Annotated in this window: 16 protein-coding genes; 11 read left to right on the top strand and 5 right to left on the bottom strand. The window is 70.3% G+C overall.

Annotated elements, in window-relative coordinates:
* Window positions 1-9: 9 nt before the first annotated feature.
* From ACFOGJ_RS19415 to ACFOGJ_RS19430, 4 genes are all read left to right on the top strand, one after another.
* A complete protein-coding gene (locus ACFOGJ_RS19415) occupies window positions 10-786 on the top strand; it encodes a class I SAM-dependent methyltransferase (protein WP_379903603.1) in 777 nt (258 codons plus the stop codon).
* A gap of 79 nt (window positions 787-865) precedes the next feature.
* The gene (locus ACFOGJ_RS19420; RefSeq protein ID WP_379903605.1) at window positions 866-1,120 is read left to right on the top strand and encodes a type II toxin-antitoxin system Phd/YefM family antitoxin; all 255 of its coding nucleotides are present in this window, start codon (window positions 866-868) and stop codon (window positions 1,118-1,120) included.
* 7 nt (window positions 1,121-1,127) lie between these two features.
* Window positions 1,128-1,535 (top strand): type II toxin-antitoxin system VapC family toxin, encoded by a 408-nt coding sequence (locus ACFOGJ_RS19425; RefSeq protein ID WP_379903607.1) that lies wholly within the window; start codon window positions 1,128-1,130, stop codon window positions 1,533-1,535.
* 103 nt (window positions 1,536-1,638) lie between these two features.
* Entirely contained in the window at window positions 1,639-3,051 is a 1,413-nt protein-coding gene (locus ACFOGJ_RS19430; RefSeq protein ID WP_379903609.1) for a phosphatidylserine decarboxylase, read from the top strand.
* 10 nt (window positions 3,052-3,061) lie between these two features.
* On the opposite strand, the gene ACFOGJ_RS19435 is transcribed toward ACFOGJ_RS19430, so the two are convergent.
* Both ACFOGJ_RS19435 and ACFOGJ_RS19440 read right to left on the bottom strand, forming a co-directional pair.
* Window positions 3,062-3,460, bottom strand: a complete 399-nt coding sequence (locus ACFOGJ_RS19435; RefSeq protein WP_379903611.1) for a type II toxin-antitoxin system VapC family toxin — start codon at window positions 3,458-3,460, stop codon at window positions 3,062-3,064.
* Window positions 3,457-3,714, bottom strand: coding sequence for a type II toxin-antitoxin system Phd/YefM family antitoxin (locus ACFOGJ_RS19440; RefSeq protein ID WP_379903613.1), 258 nt, complete (start codon window positions 3,712-3,714; stop codon window positions 3,457-3,459). Before ACFOGJ_RS19440 ends, ACFOGJ_RS19435 begins: the two co-directional genes overlap by 4 nt.
* Before the next feature lie 184 nt (window positions 3,715-3,898).
* On the opposite strand from ACFOGJ_RS19440, the gene ACFOGJ_RS19445 reads away from it, so the two are divergent.
* The 7 genes from ACFOGJ_RS19445 to ACFOGJ_RS19475 all read left to right on the top strand — a co-directional run bounded on the left by ACFOGJ_RS19445 (window position 3,899) and on the right by ACFOGJ_RS19475 (window position 12,451).
* Complete coding sequence (locus ACFOGJ_RS19445; RefSeq protein WP_379903615.1) at window positions 3,899-5,275, top strand: MHYT domain-containing protein; 1,377 nt, start codon at window positions 3,899-3,901, stop codon at window positions 5,273-5,275.
* Between the two features lie 226 nt (window positions 5,276-5,501).
* Window positions 5,502-6,365 (top strand): FAD binding domain-containing protein, encoded by an 864-nt coding sequence (locus tag ACFOGJ_RS19450; protein WP_379903617.1) that lies wholly within the window; start codon window positions 5,502-5,504, stop codon window positions 6,363-6,365.
* A 14-nt stretch (window positions 6,366-6,379) separates the two neighbouring features.
* Window positions 6,380-6,874 carry a (2Fe-2S)-binding protein gene (locus tag ACFOGJ_RS19455; RefSeq protein ID WP_379903619.1) on the top strand — a complete coding sequence of 165 codons (495 nt, stop codon included), beginning with the start codon at window positions 6,380-6,382 and terminating at the stop codon, window positions 6,872-6,874.
* Window positions 6,875-6,887: 13 nt separating this feature from the next.
* The gene (locus ACFOGJ_RS19460; protein ID WP_379903621.1) at window positions 6,888-9,308 is read left to right on the top strand and encodes an aerobic carbon-monoxide dehydrogenase large subunit; all 2,421 of its coding nucleotides are present in this window, start codon (window positions 6,888-6,890) and stop codon (window positions 9,306-9,308) included.
* Between the two features lie 245 nt (window positions 9,309-9,553).
* A complete protein-coding gene (locus tag ACFOGJ_RS19465) occupies window positions 9,554-10,438 on the top strand; it encodes an AAA family ATPase (protein WP_379903623.1) in 885 nt (294 codons plus the stop codon).
* Between the two features lie 2 nt (window positions 10,439-10,440).
* Window positions 10,441-11,640 (top strand): vWA domain-containing protein, encoded by a 1,200-nt coding sequence (locus ACFOGJ_RS19470; RefSeq protein ID WP_379903625.1) that lies wholly within the window; start codon window positions 10,441-10,443, stop codon window positions 11,638-11,640.
* On the top strand, window positions 11,633-12,451 hold the full coding sequence (locus tag ACFOGJ_RS19475; protein ID WP_379903627.1) for an XdhC family protein: 819 nt from the start codon (window positions 11,633-11,635) through the stop codon (window positions 12,449-12,451). The genes ACFOGJ_RS19470 and ACFOGJ_RS19475 overlap by 8 nt, the downstream gene beginning before the upstream one ends.
* A gap of 41 nt (window positions 12,452-12,492) precedes the next feature.
* Here ACFOGJ_RS19475 and ACFOGJ_RS19480 read toward each other — a convergent pair whose 3' ends face one another.
* From ACFOGJ_RS19480 to ACFOGJ_RS19490, 3 genes are all read right to left on the bottom strand, one after another.
* Entirely contained in the window at window positions 12,493-13,623 is a 1,131-nt protein-coding gene (locus ACFOGJ_RS19480) for a DUF389 domain-containing protein (protein WP_379903629.1), read from the bottom strand.
* 52 nt (window positions 13,624-13,675) lie between these two features.
* Complete coding sequence (locus ACFOGJ_RS19485; RefSeq protein WP_379903631.1) at window positions 13,676-14,743, bottom strand: flavin-containing monooxygenase; 1,068 nt, start codon at window positions 14,741-14,743, stop codon at window positions 13,676-13,678.
* A gap of 96 nt (window positions 14,744-14,839) precedes the next feature.
* Window positions 14,840-15,868, bottom strand: coding sequence for a hypothetical protein (locus tag ACFOGJ_RS19490; RefSeq protein ID WP_379903632.1), 1,029 nt, complete (start codon window positions 15,866-15,868; stop codon window positions 14,840-14,842).
* Window positions 15,869-15,904: the final 36 nt, after the last annotated feature.

Here is a 15,904-nt window from a genome sequence, read left to right on the forward strand (position 1 = left end):
AATGCGGAGATGTCGGAGCACAGGAGTCACGAGGCGACCGTCGGCAGCCAGTTCGGCGTGCAGGCGAAAGCCTATCTGAACAGCGCGGTCCATTCCCAGGGCCCGGACCTGGAGGCGCTGGCGGACCTGGCGCGGACCTGGCCGCAGGCGCGGGTGCTCGACATGGGCTGCGGCGGCGGCCATGCCACCTATACCATGGCGCCGCATGCGGAATCCGTCATCGCCTACGACCTGTCGCCGGAGATGCTGTCGGTCGTGGCTGCGGCGGCGAAGGAGCGCGGCCTGTCCAACGTCACCACCCGGCAGGGGCGGGCGGAGCGCCTGCCGTTCGACGATGCCAGCTTCGACCTGGTGGTCAGCCGGCTGTCGGCGCATCACTGGCAGGATGCCGCCGCCGGGGTGCGGGAAGCGGCGCGGGTGCTGGCGCCGGGCGGCACCTTCTGCCTGATCGACATCGTCTCTCCCGGCACGCCGCTGGCCGACACCTTCCTGCAGGCGATCGAACTGCTGCGCGATGTCTCCCATGTCCGGGACTACAGCCGCGCGGAATGGGAAACGATGATCGCTGCCGCCGGCCTGACGACCGTGGTCACCCGGCAGAACCGCATGCAGATCGACTTCGACAGCTGGGTGGCGCGGATGTCGACCCCGCCGGAGAACGTGGCCGGCATCCGGGCGCTGCACGCCGCCATGCCGCAGGAGGTCGCCGCCTGGTTCGAGCTGAAGGCCGACGGCAGCTTCGTCTTCGACAACATGCTGTTCCAGGCCGTGAAGCCGGCGCGGTAGGCGCGGAAGGGATTGTCTTGCGACCATCACATGACTAGTTATCTGACTAGTCATGTGACGGTTCATTGGAGCGACGGCGATGGCGCGACCGGAATCCTGGTCCGTGCAGGATGCGAAGGCACGGTTCAGCGAGTTTCTCGAGACCTGCCTGAGCGAAGGGCCGCAGATCGTCACCAAACGCGGGACGGAGACCGCGGTTCTGGTGTCGGCGCAGGAATGGCGGCGGTTGCAGGCCGCCGCGCAACCGGACCTGAAAGCGCTTCTGCTGTCCGATGCCGGCCGCATCGACCTTCCGGTGCCGCGCCGCGGCCGATTGCGGCGCAGGGCACCCTGATCGCCCGATGTATCTTCTGGATACCAATATCGTTTCGGAACTGCGGCGCCCGAAGCCGCATGGCGGTGTGGTGGCCTGGATCGCGGGCATACCGGACACCGCGCTTCACCTGTCGGCCGTGACCATCGGCGAGATCCAGGCGGGCATCGAACGGGCACGCGAACAGGATGCCGCAATGGCAGCGGAGATCGACGCCTGGCTCGACCGGGTCGCCGGCAGCTGGAACGTCTTGCCGATGGATTCGCGGTGCTTCCGCTTGTGGGCCCGCCTGATGCACGGCAGGTCGGACAGCCTTCTGGAGGACGCGATGATTGCCGCAACCGCGATGGTCCACGACCTGACCGTCGTGACACGGAATGTGCGGGACTTCGAGGTCTTCGCGGTTCCGGTGCTCGATCCCTTCCGGGGCGACTGACGGGGCGGCGCCCCTCCCCACCTTGGCTCTCGATCGGGCCCTCGATTGGTCCGCGGACGGTTCTCCCATACCCTGTGGCAGACGGAAGCGGGGGAGGGAAATCATGACGCGCCGGAACCTGGCAGGCCTTCTCGTACTCATTGTCCTGGTGTCGGGGCCTGGCCTTCACGGACCGGCGGCGGCGGCTTCGCCCTGCCAGCGCTCGCTCGACTATCTGGCGGACCGCTACGCGGCGGAGCCGCAGACCCGGGCCGCGTTCCAGGCCGCCTATGACGGTCTGCAGCCCTTGCCGCCGGGCTACAGCTATGGCGGGTCGGGTGCCAATCCCTGGACGGCGGCCGGCGACGGCGAAGGCCTGGCGAAGGCGGTCGGCCGCTTCTACGCGCAGGTCTGCACGACCCTGCCGCAGATCGTCGGCGACAGCGACAATGCCCTGGATTCCATCCAGTATTTCGCCTGGCTCTACTATCACAACAAGGCCGGGCAGCGGCTGGTGCAGGGGATCGACCCCGTGGATCCGGCCCGGAAGCTCCCCAGCGTCGCCACCTTCCTGCAGATGTTCCTGGAGGACTACAAGGCCTTCATGGACAGCCCGCAATCGACCGGGCAGGTGGCCGAATGGATCGCCGACCCGCGCATCGAGATCGAGGATTACCGCCGCACCAGGGCCGCCGAGTATGAGAGCTGGAACGCCTTCTTCGCCCGCAACCTGAAGGGCGATCCGGCGACCGGCTATCCGTCGCGGCCGGTGACCATGCCGGACCGGGACTATGTCGTCGTGGCGCCGACCGACTGCATCATGAACCCGCTGGTGCAGGTGGTGGTGAAGGATGCACAGCCGGTGGAGCGCCGGCTGCTGGAGAACCCGCTGCAGCGCGACACGGTGCTGGACGTGAAGGGCATCCCGCTGTCGGTGGACGAGCTGCTGGGCGATGCGCCGGACGCGCTGAAGGCGAAGTTCGTTGGCGCCACCGGGCTGGCCTGCGTGCTGATGCCCAACACCTACCACCATTTCCACAGCCCGGTGGACGGCACCATCCGCTATGCGCAGATCGTGGAGGCGGGCAGCCCGGGCGCGGCCGGCGTGTTCGGCTATATCGACTGGCCGAACTGGGTGCCGCTGGACGGCAATGTCGGCCGGCCGGGCACCGATTTCAGCCAGTTCCAGGGCTTCACCCGCGGCGTGATCGTGATCGAGGTCGAATATGCCAACCTGCCGGGCCGGGAGCCGGCGATGCTGAAAGGCCATGTCGCCTCGATCCCGGTCGGCCTGGACACGGTCGGCTCGGTGGTGTTCCACGACGGCGTGACCGAAGGCGCGCGGGTGAAGAAGGGTGTCACCCCGTTCGGCAACTTCTTCTTCGGCGGCTCCCTGGACATCATGCTGTTCTCGCCGATCGAGGGGGCGGACGGCGCCGAAATGCTGAGCCCGGCGGTGCAGGTCCGCATGGGCAACCAGATCGGCATCCTCAACACCCCCCAGCCGGCGCCCAGGACGCCCTGGACGCCGGATTGAGCTGTGGTCCCTAAGCGGCGCCTGCTGGCACCGCAGGTTCGATATCGGTGCGCCGGAAATCGTCGCCTACGAACAGCAGCGGGGCGGCCGTGCGGCGGGCGAGGGCATAGGCGAAGCAGTCGCTGAAGTTGAGACCGGCGGGATGAATGCCCTTGCCCCAGCGGCGATAGGCGGTGGCGACCTCCTCTGCGGCATCGCGGTCGACCGGGTGGATCTCCATGCCCAGGCCGGTGATCAGCCGGTCCATCTCGGCGGCCAGGTTGCGATGCGCCGCGACGATCTTGGCCTCGGCCACAGTGCCGGCGGAGATGCAGAGGGACGGAGCGCCTTCCAGGACCGGCATGCACGGGCGCCCGCCCGGTTCGCCGCACAGGACCGCCATAAGGGCCGAAGTATCGACGACGATCACCCGGGCAGTCCCTCATCTCCGTAGAGGAAGTCCTGGCTGCGGGCGGCATCCGGGCCGGCAGTGATTTTTCTGGCGGCCGCAGCCTGCAGGGATTGCAGCAAAGCACGGCGGTCGGCAGGTCTGGGAAGGGCCTGAAGCCCGACCAGTCGGGCCACCGGCCGGCCATGCCGGGTCAGCAGGATCTCCTCGCCCGCCTCGGCCCGCCGGATCAGGTCGGTAAGGCGCCCCTTGGCGTCTGTGACCGGAATCTCCACGCCTGCCTCCTATCTGGACCAGAGAATGGTCCAATATTGCCATGCTGTTCGGGTATGGCTAAGCCGCGTGGTGGGCCGCCGCATAGCTGCGGGGGCAGCGAATTGTCGGCGCCGGCCCCGCCTGCTACCGTTAACCCCTCTGGGCCGCCCCGCGGTGCGGGCGGCGGTGGGTGATGCGGAACCGATGGCCCAGCTGACGGGCATGGCGGCAGGCGCCGTCCAAGCGACTTTACCGGCCGATGCCGCGATGGCGGCAAGCTACGACCCCTGGCTGGTCGCGGCTTCGATCGCCATTGCGGTGATGGCCTCCTTCACCGGCCTGCGGCTGGCCTCCGGCCTGAAGGACCTGGACGGCGCGGCGCGCCGCCGCCAGCTGGCGAAGGCGGCGCTGACCCTGGGCGGCGGCATCTGGTCGATGCATTTCGTCGCGATGCTGGCGGTGAAACTGCCGGTGCTGGTCAGCTACGACGCGCTCTACACCCTGGGCTCCGTCCTGCTCTCGATCCTGATCGTCGGCATCGGCCTGTCGCTGATGCATCTGGGCGCGCGGACCTGGCCGCGAACGATCTTCGCCGGCACCCTGACCGGGCTGGGCATCGTGTCGATGCACTATGTCGGCATGGATGCCATCGGCGGCGCCTGCATCGTCGACTACCGGTTCGGCGGGGCCGTCGTCTCCTCCGCCGTCGCGATCGGCTTCTCGATCTGCGCGATCCGGCTGGCCTATGGCCGGCGCACCCTGCTGCAGCTCTGCCTGGGCGCCCTGCTGCTGGGGGTCACGATCGCCGCCATGCATTATTCCGCCATGGCCTTCACCCGGTTCCTGCCAGTGCCGGAGACCTGGAGCCTGGCCACGCCGGAGATCGACCAGGGCCAGCTGGCCCTGATCGTGGCCGTCGCCGCCTTCCTGGTCTGCGGCCTGTTCCTGCTGACCGCGATGCCGCTGGACGGCCGTGCCTCCGCCGCCGGCGGCAAGGCGGCGGCGACCGGCGGTGGTGCAGGAACTGTCCCGCCCGAGGCGGCCATGGCCGCGGGTGCCATGCTGGCGATGGCGCCGCAGCCGGCGCTGGCCAGCGGATCGATGGACGAACAGCCCGCGGCTCTGCGGACGGCCTTCTTCGACGGGGCCGGGGAGGGGGCGAAGCCTTCACCTGCCGAAGGGGCGGCGCCTGCCGGGACGGCCGCGGTCACGGAGCCGGCCGCCAACGCCCCGGAGGCCCATCCCGCCGCCCGGGTGCGGCTGCCCTACGAGCAGAACAACGCCACCCTGTTCATCGATGCCGGCCGGGTGCAGGCGGTCCAGGCCGACGGTCACTACACCCGTCTGATCGACGGGGCGGGCCGGCATTTCTGCCCCTGGTCCCTGTCGAAGGTCGAGGCGCATCTGGCCGGCGGCCCGTTCATCCGCACCCACCGGTCGTTCCTGGTCAACCTGGACCATGCCAGCGGCCTGCGGCGGGAACGCGACAAGGCGTTCCTGATGCTGCCGGCGATGAACGACGACCCGGTGCCGGTCAGCCGCTCGCACCTCGCCGAAGTGCGCCGCGCCCTCGGCCTCTGATCCATCTTCCATCGCCCCTGCGGGACCGCCGGCCTGCTGCCGGCCACGGCCGATGCCCGGCATTCGCGCAGGCGTTGCCGCCATTCGTGCAGCCATGCCGCCGTTCGTGCGAAATCGCGGTCATCCGCGGTTTCCCGGCCGCGAGCCTGGCCGAACCGCGCCAGACTCAACCCCAACGAATTGAGACCCGGGCCGGGCCCGGGCAGCGAAGGGAGGGTCGCGGGGCATGATTCCCGGCACATTCGAATACCATCGGCCGTCGCGGCTGGACGAGGCTGTCGCGCTCCTGGCCGAGCATGGCGACGAGGCGCTGGTGCTGGCCGGCGGCCACAGCCTGATCCCGATGATGAAGCTGCGCATGGCGGCGCCGGAGCATCTGGTCGACCTGCAGGCGCTGGCCGACCTGCGCTTCGTCGAGGAACGCGACGGTCACCTGGCGATCGGCGCGATGACCAGCCAGCAGGACCTGCTGGCCTCCGACGTGGTAGGTCGCACCTGCCCGATCCTGCACGAGGCCGGCGCCCTGATCGCCGACCCCCAGGTCCGCGCGCAGGGCACGATCGGCGGCAATGTGGCGAACGGCGATCCCGGCAACGACATGCCGGCGGTGATGCTGGCGCTCGATGCCCGCTATGTCCTGGCCGGCCCGGGCGGCGAACGGGAACTGCCGGCGCGGGGCTTCTACCATTCCGCCTACGAGACCGCGCGCGAGGATGGCGAAATCCTGACCGCGATCCGCATCCCGCTGCCCGCCGCCGGCCATGGCTGGGCCTATGAGAAGCAGAAGCGCAAGGTCGGCGATTATGCCACCGCCGCCGCGGCCGTCCTGCTGCAGATGCAGGGCGGCACCTGCCGCGCCGCCGCCATCGGCCTGACCAACGTCGCGGCGGTGCCGCTGCTGGCGGAGGAGGCCGCCGCCGCCCTGGTCGGCACGACCCTGGACAAGGCCGCCGTCGATGCCGCTGTCGCCGCGGCGAAGGCGATCACCGAACCCGCCGCCGACGGCCGCGGCCCGGCCGACTATCGCACCCATGTGGCCGGCGTGATGGTCCGCCGCGCGATCGCGCGCGCGGCCCAGCGCGCGTCCTGAAGAGGAGCCCGGCGATGAGCAAGAAGCACGTCAAGATCACCGTCAACGGCACCGCGCACGAGGCGCTGGCGGAGCCGCGCACCCTGCTGATCCATTTCCTGCGCGAGGCGCTGGAGCTGAAGGGGCCGCATATCGGCTGCGACACCGGCCATTGCGGCGCCTGCACCGTGGACCTGGACGGCCGCTCGGTGAAGTCCTGCATGGTCTTCGTCGCCCAGGCCGACGGCCATGAGGTGACCACCATCGAAGGCGTCGGTGCGCCGGGCGCGCTGCACGCCCTGCAGGAGGCGTTCCGCGAACATCACGGCCTGCAATGCGGCTATTGCACGCCGGGCATGATCACCCGCGCCTGGCGGTTGCTGCAGGAGAACCCGGCGCCGACCGAGGCGGAGATCCGCATGGGGATCTCCGGCAATCTGTGCCGCTGCACCGGCTACCAGAACATCGTGAAGTCGATCCAGGCCGCGGCCGCGACGTTGAGCGCCGCAGGTCAGGAAGCGGCGGAATAGGGGAGGGCAGGCGATGACCGAGACCGAGAGCCGCGAGGCCCGTACCGCGAAGCTGGAAGGGCTGGGGACCAAGCGCAAGCGGGTGGAGGATGCCCGTTTCACGCAAGGAAAGGGCAACTACGTCGACGATATCCGGCTGCCGGGCATGCTGTTCGGCGATTTCGTCCGTTCCCCGTACGGCCATGCCCGGATCAAGTCGATCGACGCCTCCGCGGCCCTGGCCCTGCCGGGGGTGAAGGCGGTGCTGACGGCGGCCGACCTGAAGCCGCTGAAGCTGCACTACATGCCGACCCTGGCGGGTGACGTGCAGGCGGTGCTGGCGGACGAGAAGGTGCTGTTCCAGAACCAGGAGGTCGCCTTCGTCGTCGCCGAGGACCGCTACATCGCCGCCGACGCGGTGGAACTGGTGGAGGTGGAGTACGAGGAGCTGCCCGCCCTGGTCGACCCGTTCAAGGCGATGGATGCGGACGCGCCGGTGCTGCGGGAGGACCTGGCGGGCAAGACCGAGGGCGCGCACGGCCCCCGGCGCCACCACAACCACATCTTCACCTGGGAAGTCGGCGATGCCGGCGGCACCCAGGCCGCCATCGACGGGGCGGAGGTCGTGGCGAAGGAGATGATCTCCTACCAGCGGGTGCATCCCTGCCCGCTGGAGACCTGCGGCTGCGTCGCCTCGATGGACAAGGTGAACGAGCATCTGACCCTGTGGGGCACCTTCCAGGCGCCGCATGCGGTGCGCACCGTCGCCTCGCTGATCACCGGCATCCCGGAGCACAAGATCCGCATCGTCTCCCCCGATATCGGCGGCGGCTTCGGCAACAAGGTCGGCGTCTATCCGGGCTATATCTGCGCCGCCGTTGCCTCGATCGTGCTCGGCGTGCCGGTGAAGTGGATCGAGGACCGGATGGAGAATCTCTCCACCACCGCCTTCGCCCGCGACTACCACATGACGGGCGAGATCGCCGCGACCCGCGACGGCCGCATCACCGGGCTGAAATGCCATGTGCTGGCCGACCATGGCGCCTTCGACGCCTGCGCCGATCCGACCAAGTTCCCGGCCGGCTTCTTCAACATCTGCACCGGGTCCTACGACATCCCGGTCGCGCATCTGGTGGTCGACGGCGTCTATACCAACAAGGCGCCGGGCGGGGTCGCCTATCGCTGCTCCTTCCGGGTGACGGAGGCGAGCTATTTCATCGAGCGCATGGTCGACGTGCTGGCCCGCAAGCTGGAGATGGACCCCGCCGAGCTGCGGCGGAAGAACTTCATCGACAAAGCGCAGTTTCCCTACACCTCCGCTTTGGGCTGGGAATATGACAGCGGCGACTACCACACCGCCTTCGACAAGGCGCTGGCGGCCGTCGACTATCAGGGCCTGCGCGCCGAGCAGGCGGCGAACCGGCAGGCCTTCGCCCGCGGCGATACCCGCAGCCTGATGGGCATCGGGGTCGCCTTCTTCACCGAGATCGTCGGCGCCGGGCCGGTGAAGAACTGCGACATCCTGGGCCTGGGGATGTTCGACAGCTGCGAGATCCGCATCCACCCGACCGGCAGCGCCATCGCCCGGCTGGGCACGATCAGCCAGGGCCAGGGCCATGCCACCACCTTTGCCCAGATCCTGGCCTCCGAGATCGGCATCCCGGCCAGCCAGATCACGGTGGAGGAGGGCGATACCGACACCGCGCCCTACGGCCTGGGCACCTACGGTTCGCGTTCCACGCCGGTCGCCGGCGCCGCCACCGCGATGGCGGGCCGGAAGATCCGCGCCAAGGCGCAGATGATCGCCGCCTGGCTCTTGGAGGTGCATGAGGGCGACCTGGAATGGGATGTCGACCGGTTCGTCGTGAAGGGCGCGCCGGAGCGGTTCAAGACCATGGCCGAGCTGGCCTTCGCCGCCTACAACAATGTGCCGCCGGGCATGGAGCCGGGGCTGGAGGCGGTCAGCTACTACGACCCGCCGAACATGACCTATCCGTTCGGCGCCTATATCTGCGTGGTCGATGTCGACGCCGATACCGGCGTGACCCAGGTCCGCCGCTTCTACGCGCTGGACGATTGCGGCACCCGGATCAACCCGATGATCATCGAGGGCCAGGTGCATGGCGGCCTGACCGAAGCGCTGGCCATCGCGATGGGGCAGGAGATCTCCTACGACGAGCTGGGCAATGTGCACGGCGCGTCGCTGATGGACTTCTTCCTGCCCACTGCGGTGGAAACCCCGGCCTGGGAGACCGACTTCACCGAGACCCCGTCGCCGCACCATCCGATCGGCGCCAAGGGGGTGGGGGAGAGCCCGAATGTCGGCGGCGTCTCCGCCTTTTCCAACGCGGTGAACGACGCCTTCGCCCATCTCGGCCTGACCCATACCCAGATGCCGCACGACCATTGGCGGGTCTGGAAGACCGCCGAGCGGCTGGGCGTGGCGGAAGCTTAGGCTAGAACCGTCGCCCTCGGACCCCGAGCCGATGGCCCATTCCGCCAGCCCCGCCGCGAGGCTGGCGGAATGGATTCCAGGCACAAGGCCTGGAATGACGTGAATGCGGCGGCGGAACTGTATCACCACCGTCATCCTCGGGCCTGACCCGAGGATCCATTCCGCAGGCCTCGAAGCGCGGCACGGCTTGCGGAATGGGTCCCCGGCTCAAGGCCGGGGACGACGGGCAGCGCGGCGAGGGAACCATGGACCTCGACTACAAGGCCCTGCAGGACCGGCTCGCCGCCACCGGCTATGTGGCGGAGGATGCGCTGGCGATGGCGCTCTGCCTGGCCATCGGGCTGCAGCGGCCGTTGCTGCTGGAGGGCGAGGCCGGGGTCGGCAAGACCGCGGTGGCGAAGGCGCTGGCGGAGCTGCAGGGCGCGCGGCTGATCCGGCTGCAGTGCTACGAGGGGCTGGATGCCGGTTCGACCCTCTACGAATGGAACTACCAGCGCCAGCTGCTGGCCATCAAGGCGCATGAGCGCGACGGCGCCAGCGCCGCGGAAGTGGAGCGGCAGATCTTCTCCGAGGCCTATCTGATGCGCCGTCCGCTGCTGGAGGCGATCAGCCAGGACAGCCCGCCGGTGCTGCTGATCGACGAGATCGACCGCGCCGACGAGGAGTTCGAGGCCTTCCTGCTGGAAGTGCTGTCGGACTTCCAGGTCACCGTGCCGGAACTCGGCACCATCGCCGCGCGGGCGATCCCGCAGGTGGTGCTGACCTCCAACGGCACGCGCGAGCTGTCGGACGCGCTGCGGCGGCGCTGCCTCTATGCCTGGATCGACTTCCCTGCGGCGGAGAAGGAGCTGTCGATCCTGCAGGCGCGCCTGCCGGGGGTCGACCGGGCGCTTGCCGCGCAGGCGGTGCGCTTCGTCCAGGCCCTGCGGAAGGAGGAGCTGGAGAAGGTGCCCGGCATTGCCGAGACCCTGGACTGGGCTGCCGCCCTGTCGGGTCTGGACCTCGACCGGCTGGACCGCGACCCGGTCGCCCTGCAGGCAAGCCTGATCTGCCTTTTGAAGACCCGCACCGACCAGGCCGCGGTGACGCCGGAGGTGACGGCCCGGCTGGTCGGCCAGGCTGCGGAGTGACGATGGCGGCGGCCCTGCCATCGGCGCGGGTGCTGGAATTCATCCGGCATCTGCGCCTGAACGGCTTTCCGCTGGGCGTGGCAGAAGCCGAGGCCGCCTGCACGGTGCTGGCGGCGGTGCCGCCCGGCAGCGGCGCGGCGCGGCTGTGGCCGGTGCGCCTGGCCCTGCGCAGCCTGCTGGCCGGCAACCGGGAGGAATGGCAGCGCTTCGACGCGCTGTTCGACGCCTGGTGGCTGGCGGGGCCGCGGCGCGGGCGCCGGCTGCGGCAACGGCAGGCAGCGGAGCCGGCGGCGCGGCAGGGCCGGCGACCGGCCCTGTGGAACGCCGTGCTGCCGTCGGAGGGCGAGGCCGCCGCGGGTGCCAGTGCGGTGGAGACCGCGCCGGAGGAGGATGACGGCAATCCGCCGGAGGTGGCGGAGCGGCCCGGCCGGCTGGTCGCCAGCCGCCGCTCGGTGATGTCGCGCACCGACCTGCGCCGTTTCTCCACCCCGGAAGAGGCGGCGGCGGCCGAGGCGGTCGCGCTGCGCCTGGCGGCAGCGCTGCGCTACCGGCTCAGCCGGCGGCGGGTCGCCGCGCGGCGCGGCCGGCAGCTCGACCTGCGGCGCACCATCCGGCGCAGCCTGGGCCATGGCGGCGAGCCGCTGGAGCCGGCCTGGCGGCGGCGGCCGGACCGGCCGGTGCGGCTGGTTGTGCTGCTGGACGTGTCGGGCTCGATGCAGGTCTATGCCCGCTGGTTCCTGCTGTTCCTGCGCGGTCTTGTCGGCGGCTGGGGACGGACCGACGCCTATCTGTTCCACACCCGTCTGGTGCGGGTCACCGACGCGCTGCGCAACCGCGACACGAACCGGGCGCTGTCGCAGCTTTCCCTGATGGCGCAGGGCTTCGGCGGCGGCACCCGGATCGCCGGCGCGCTGGCGGATTTCAACGACCGCCATGCGCGCAGCGCCATCGACAGCCGCACCGTGGTGGTGGTGATGAGCGACGGCTATGACACCGATGCGCCGCAGGATCTGGCCCGTGAGCTGGCGCGCCTGAAACGCCGCGCGCGGCGGCTGGTCTGGCTCAACCCGCTGAAGGGCTGGCAGGACTATGCACCGGTGGCGCGCGGCATGGCGGCTGCGCTGCCGCATCTCGACTGTTTCGCCGCGGCCAACACCCTGGAGAGCCTGGCGGCGCTGGAGGCGGAGTTCGCCCATGTCTGACGAGCTTTACGACCGCATCGCGGCCCTGCGTGCGGCAGGGCGGCCGTTCTGCGTGGCAACCGTCGTGCGGACCGAGAACGCGACCTCCGCCAAGGCCGGTGCCAAGGCGATCGTCGATACCGAGGGCGCGATCCATGGCCATGTCGGCGGCGGCTGCGTGCAGGGCGCGCTGCGCCGGGGTGCGGCCGCGGTCCTGCAGTCGGGGACGGCGCGGCTGATCCGGGTGCGCCCGCGCGAGGATGTGGACGGGCCGGTGGACAGCGACGGCACGGAACTGCACGGCAGCGCCTGCCCCAGCGGCGGCACCGTCGACCTGTTCCTGGAGCCGATGGGCACGGCGCCGCGGCTGGTGCTCTGCGGCGCTTCGCCGATCGCGCTTGCCCTGGCGGACCTGGCGCCGCGGCTCGGCTATCGGCTGGCGGTTGCGGCGGCAGAGGAGGACCTCGCCGCCTTCGACCGGGCGGAGCGGCGCCAGGCCGGCTACGATCTGGGACCGCTGGAGATCGCCGCCGGCGACTTCCTGGTCGTGGCGACCCAGGGGCGCCGCGACCTGGAGGCGCTGGCGGCGGCGCTGAACAGTCCCGCCGGCCATGTCGCCTTCGTCGGCAGCCGCCGCAAGACGGCGGCGCTGGCGGCGCGCCTGCGGGCCCAGGGCGTGGCGGAGGCACGCATCGCCGGCCTGCGGGCCCCGGCCGGGCTGGACCTGCAGGCGATCGAGCCGGCGGAGATCGCGCTGTCGATCCTGGCGGAGATCGTGCAGCTGCGCCGTGCCGGCCAGCGCGACCGCGACCGCATGGCCCGGACCGCCTGAGGTTGGCCGCCTCGGGCTGAGCCCGCGCGGCTGCTTCGGCGCTACCTGTCCCGAGGGGGGCCGGGCGCCGTGTCCGGTCCCGAGCGCAGCACCTTCTGGTGCACCGGCACCAGGTCGAGCACGATCTGGACCGGCTGGCCGATCTGGCGCTCCAGGCTGGCACGAAGGCGGTCCAGTTCCTGCTGCAGGTCGGGGGAGATGCCGCGCACGGCGATCAGCCGGATCACGATATGCAGCATGCCGTCGCGATAGGCGGCATGGACGTTGCGCACGTCCAGATAGGGCGCGTCGCTGTTCTGCGCCTGCCGGTCGGCGACCTGGCGCAGGACCCTGTTCTTCAGCTCGAAGAAGAAGAAGGCGTCTGCCAGCGGCTGCATGATCAGCCAGGACATCCCGGCGATCGCCGCCAGGGACACTATGGCGCGGCGCCAGCTGCCATAGCCCTGGGCGAGAAAGGTGATGGTGCCGATCGCGACGATCGCCTGCAGGTTCGCCAGGAACAGGAGGAACGCGCCGCCGGCCAGGTCGTAGCCGCTGTCCTGCATGGCGTCGATGCGGCCGATCGCAACGCCGGTAGAGCTGATCGCCTGCTCCCCCAGGCCCAGGGTGATGCCGCAGACCGCCAGCGGCGGCACCAGCGACACGGCGATGGCGACCCCGGCGATGGAATTGGCGATGCTGGGCCGGGCATTGGCGACGGCCGCCGCGCATCCGGCGGCCAGGGCGATGCCGTAGTCGAGCAGGGTCGGCGCGGTGCGCGACAGGATCTCGTCGCCGGCGATGCGCGATCCCACCAGGACGACGCCGAGATAGGCGACGGCGAGCACGATGCCCAGCCCGACCAGGATGCTGGCGGCGGCGAGGGCGATGATCCGCCGGTCCAGGCTGGCCAGGCCGTAGGACAGGCTGACGATCGGCATCATCAGCGGTGCGACGATCATCGCACCGATGATGGCCGGGGCGGAATTGGCGATCAGGCCCAGGGTGGCGATCACGCTGCTGAGGACCAGAAGCGCCAGATAGCCGAAGCGCGGCGCGGCGCCTTCCAGCATCTGCTGGCGCATGTCCCAGCGCGAGATCTTTGCCTCGAAGAAGCTGGTGCCGCCGCCGGTCAGAAGCGCCCAGCCGCCTGTCTTGGTCCAGCGTGGCCGCCGGCCATCCCCCTCTGCCATCCCTGATCTCCCGGAAGTCGGCGCCCGGACGGGTCGTCGACGATGCCCGAGACTAGCACGGCCCGCAGCCGGACGCGGCAATCACGGAGACCAGCCTTGCAGCATCGGGCCCGGCGCCCATCACCAGGGCGGAGGCCCGGTTGTGCTGCCAGGGCCGTCCCAGATGGTACAGCCCGGCCACCGGCGCGTGGCCGCGGCAGTGGCGAAAGCGGCCGTCGGGCCCGACGGCCCCGGGGATGTCGAGCCAGCCTGTGTCGTCGCGATAGCCCACCGCCCAGACGATTGCGGCGACCTCTGCCGAGCGGCCATCGGCAAAGCGGGCCCGCCGTCCGTTCAGGCCGGTCAGGCGGGGGCCCAGGACGACACCGCGCTCCGCCAGTCCGGCCCGGCCGCGGTGGCGGTCGGGGAAGGGATCGGCGCGGCGCATCGCGCGCCCGACCGAACCGTCCGGCGCGGTGCGCAGCAGTCCGAGCCGGTCCAGCCACCACCAGCTGGAACGGCCCAGGACGGCCTGTGGCAGCAACCGTCGCCGCCGCCCTCCGGACAGGATCACGTCCCGGCCCGCGGCTGCCAGTTCGGCGGCAATGTCGCGGCCGCTGGCGCCGTCGCCGACCACCAGGATCCGGCCGGGCGGCAGTTGGGCGGGGCGCCGGTAGTCGGCGAGGGTGAGTTGCGGCAGGTCCGGGTCGGCGCCGGCTGCCAGTGCCGGCACGACGGGATACTGGAAGGCGCCGGTCGCCACCACCACCCGGTCGGCCCGCAGGCTTTCGCCGCCGGCAAGCGCTGCCGTGAAGCCGCCATCTGCGTCCTGCCGCAAGCGACGCACGGCGGCCCCCAGGCGGAGGGGCAGGGTGAAATGCGCGGCATAGCGGGCCAGGTAGTCGGCGAACTCGCCTGCGCTGGCAAAGCCGTCCGGGTCGCCGGGCAGCGCCATACCGGGGAGGGCGCTGTAGCGACGCGGGGTGAACAGGGTGAGGCTGTCGTAGCGTTGCCGCCACGCCTCGCCGGGCCGTGCGGCGCGGTCGACGATGAGGAAGGGCAGGCCGGTCGAACGCAGGTGGTAGCCAGCCGCGAGGCCGGCCTGGCCGGCACCGATGACGAGGATCGTGGGAGGAGGCATCGGATGGTCCCTCGGTTGGACAGCAACCGCGGGGAAATGGGAGTTCCAGCTACTGGAGGTTCAAGGGGCCGGCGGATCATTTCCGCCGGTTTGCCGTCAGAGGAAGTCCAGCAGGGTCAGGCGGGAGATCTGCTGCACGGCGGAATAGGTCGCCTTCAGCTGCACCATCTCTTCGCGCAGGCGGATCGCGGCCTCGGTATCGTCCACATCCTCGACCCGGATCACCGTGTTCTGGCTGATGTTCTTCAGGTTGTGGAAGCCGTCCTTCACCTCGTCGATCGTCTTGTTCGTGGTCGACAGGCTGGTGCGCATCTCGGTGAAGCTGCGATAGCTGCCGGCGACCCCGTTCAGGGCGTTGTTCACGTGGTTGCGGGCGGTGTCCACGTCGGTCTGCGCCGGCGCCGGGTAGAGCGCGGTATTGTCCAGGTCGGCCAGTGCCACCAGGCCGGACAGCATTTCCTGGAAGGCGTTGGTGACGTTCAGGGTGCCGCCGGCGTTCAGGTTATTGGCGGTGTACTGGACCGTGACCTGCAGGCTGTCGTCGATCGGGATCTGGGTGTCGGCGTCGGTGCCGCTGGCGAAGATGCGGAAGCGCCAGCCGGCATTGGTCGGCGCGGCATTGGCGGCGGGGCTGCCGAACACCACCTGCAGGGCGCCGGCCGGGTCGGTCACCGGGCCGGAGCCGGGCGGGTAGATCTCCACCGGCGGGGTGCCGGTGCCGGTGCCGCCGAACAGGTAGCGGGTGGAATCCTGCGCGTTCATCAGGTCGCCGAACAGGGCCAGGAAGTTCTGCGCCTGCTCCGACACCAGATCGTAGTTCACCGGCGTGATGTTGGTGATCGTGCGGATCTGCTCGCCGATGTCCTGCATGCCGCCGAGATTGGCTTCGCTGAGCTCCAGCCGGGATTCGGCCGTGACGATGTTCTCTTCGTAGCGCTTGATCCGCGCCAGCTCGTTCTCGGCGGCGAGCAGGGCCGGCATGTCGCGCAAGGTGCCGGGAGAGGTCTGGGATTTCTTCCCACTGGTGATCTGCATCTCCGGGTCGGACCGGCACAGGCGCGCCGTCCGGATCTGGAAGAGCTGCAGATTGTTCTGCGCGGGATTGCTGAGGAGGTCGACCGGCACCGGCGCGGCCGGGCCCGGTCGACCGCGGGTCTCGGT

Origin of the sequence: Marinibaculum pumilum (assembly GCF_042646425.1) — a bacterium.
Classification (GTDB): Bacteria; Pseudomonadota; Alphaproteobacteria; order Ferrovibrionales; family Ferrovibrionaceae; genus Marinibaculum; species Marinibaculum pumilum.

What these genes read in the sequence shown, in the direction of transcription:
- ACFOGJ_RS19415 (WP_379903603.1), top strand. Translation starts at nt 10, where the DNA reads ATGTCGGAGCACAGGAGTCACGAGGCGACCGTCGGCAGCCAGTTCGGC.
- ACFOGJ_RS19420 (WP_379903605.1), top strand. Translation starts at nt 866, where the DNA reads ATGGCGCGACCGGAATCCTGGTCCGTGCAGGATGCGAAGGCACGGTTC.
- ACFOGJ_RS19425 (WP_379903607.1), top strand. Translation starts at nt 1,128, where the DNA reads ATGTATCTTCTGGATACCAATATCGTTTCGGAACTGCGGCGCCCGAAG.
- ACFOGJ_RS19430 (WP_379903609.1), top strand. Translation starts at nt 1,639, where the DNA reads ATGACGCGCCGGAACCTGGCAGGCCTTCTCGTACTCATTGTCCTGGTG.
- ACFOGJ_RS19445 (WP_379903615.1), top strand. Translation starts at nt 3,899, where the DNA reads ATGGCCCAGCTGACGGGCATGGCGGCAGGCGCCGTCCAAGCGACTTTA.
- ACFOGJ_RS19450 (WP_379903617.1), top strand. Translation starts at nt 5,502, where the DNA reads ATGATTCCCGGCACATTCGAATACCATCGGCCGTCGCGGCTGGACGAG.
- ACFOGJ_RS19455 (WP_379903619.1), top strand. Translation starts at nt 6,380, where the DNA reads ATGAGCAAGAAGCACGTCAAGATCACCGTCAACGGCACCGCGCACGAG.
- ACFOGJ_RS19460 (WP_379903621.1), top strand. Translation starts at nt 6,888, where the DNA reads ATGACCGAGACCGAGAGCCGCGAGGCCCGTACCGCGAAGCTGGAAGGG.
- ACFOGJ_RS19465 (WP_379903623.1), top strand. Translation starts at nt 9,554, where the DNA reads ATGGACCTCGACTACAAGGCCCTGCAGGACCGGCTCGCCGCCACCGGC.
- ACFOGJ_RS19470 (WP_379903625.1), top strand. Translation starts at nt 10,441, where the DNA reads ATGGCGGCGGCCCTGCCATCGGCGCGGGTGCTGGAATTCATCCGGCAT.
- ACFOGJ_RS19475 (WP_379903627.1), top strand. Translation starts at nt 11,633, where the DNA reads ATGTCTGACGAGCTTTACGACCGCATCGCGGCCCTGCGTGCGGCAGGG.
- ACFOGJ_RS19480 (WP_379903629.1), bottom strand. Translation starts at nt 13,623, where the DNA reads ATGGCAGAGGGGGATGGCCGGCGGCCACGCTGGACCAAGACAGGCGGC.
- ACFOGJ_RS19485 (WP_379903631.1), bottom strand. Translation starts at nt 14,743, where the DNA reads ATGCCTCCTCCCACGATCCTCGTCATCGGTGCCGGCCAGGCCGGCCTC.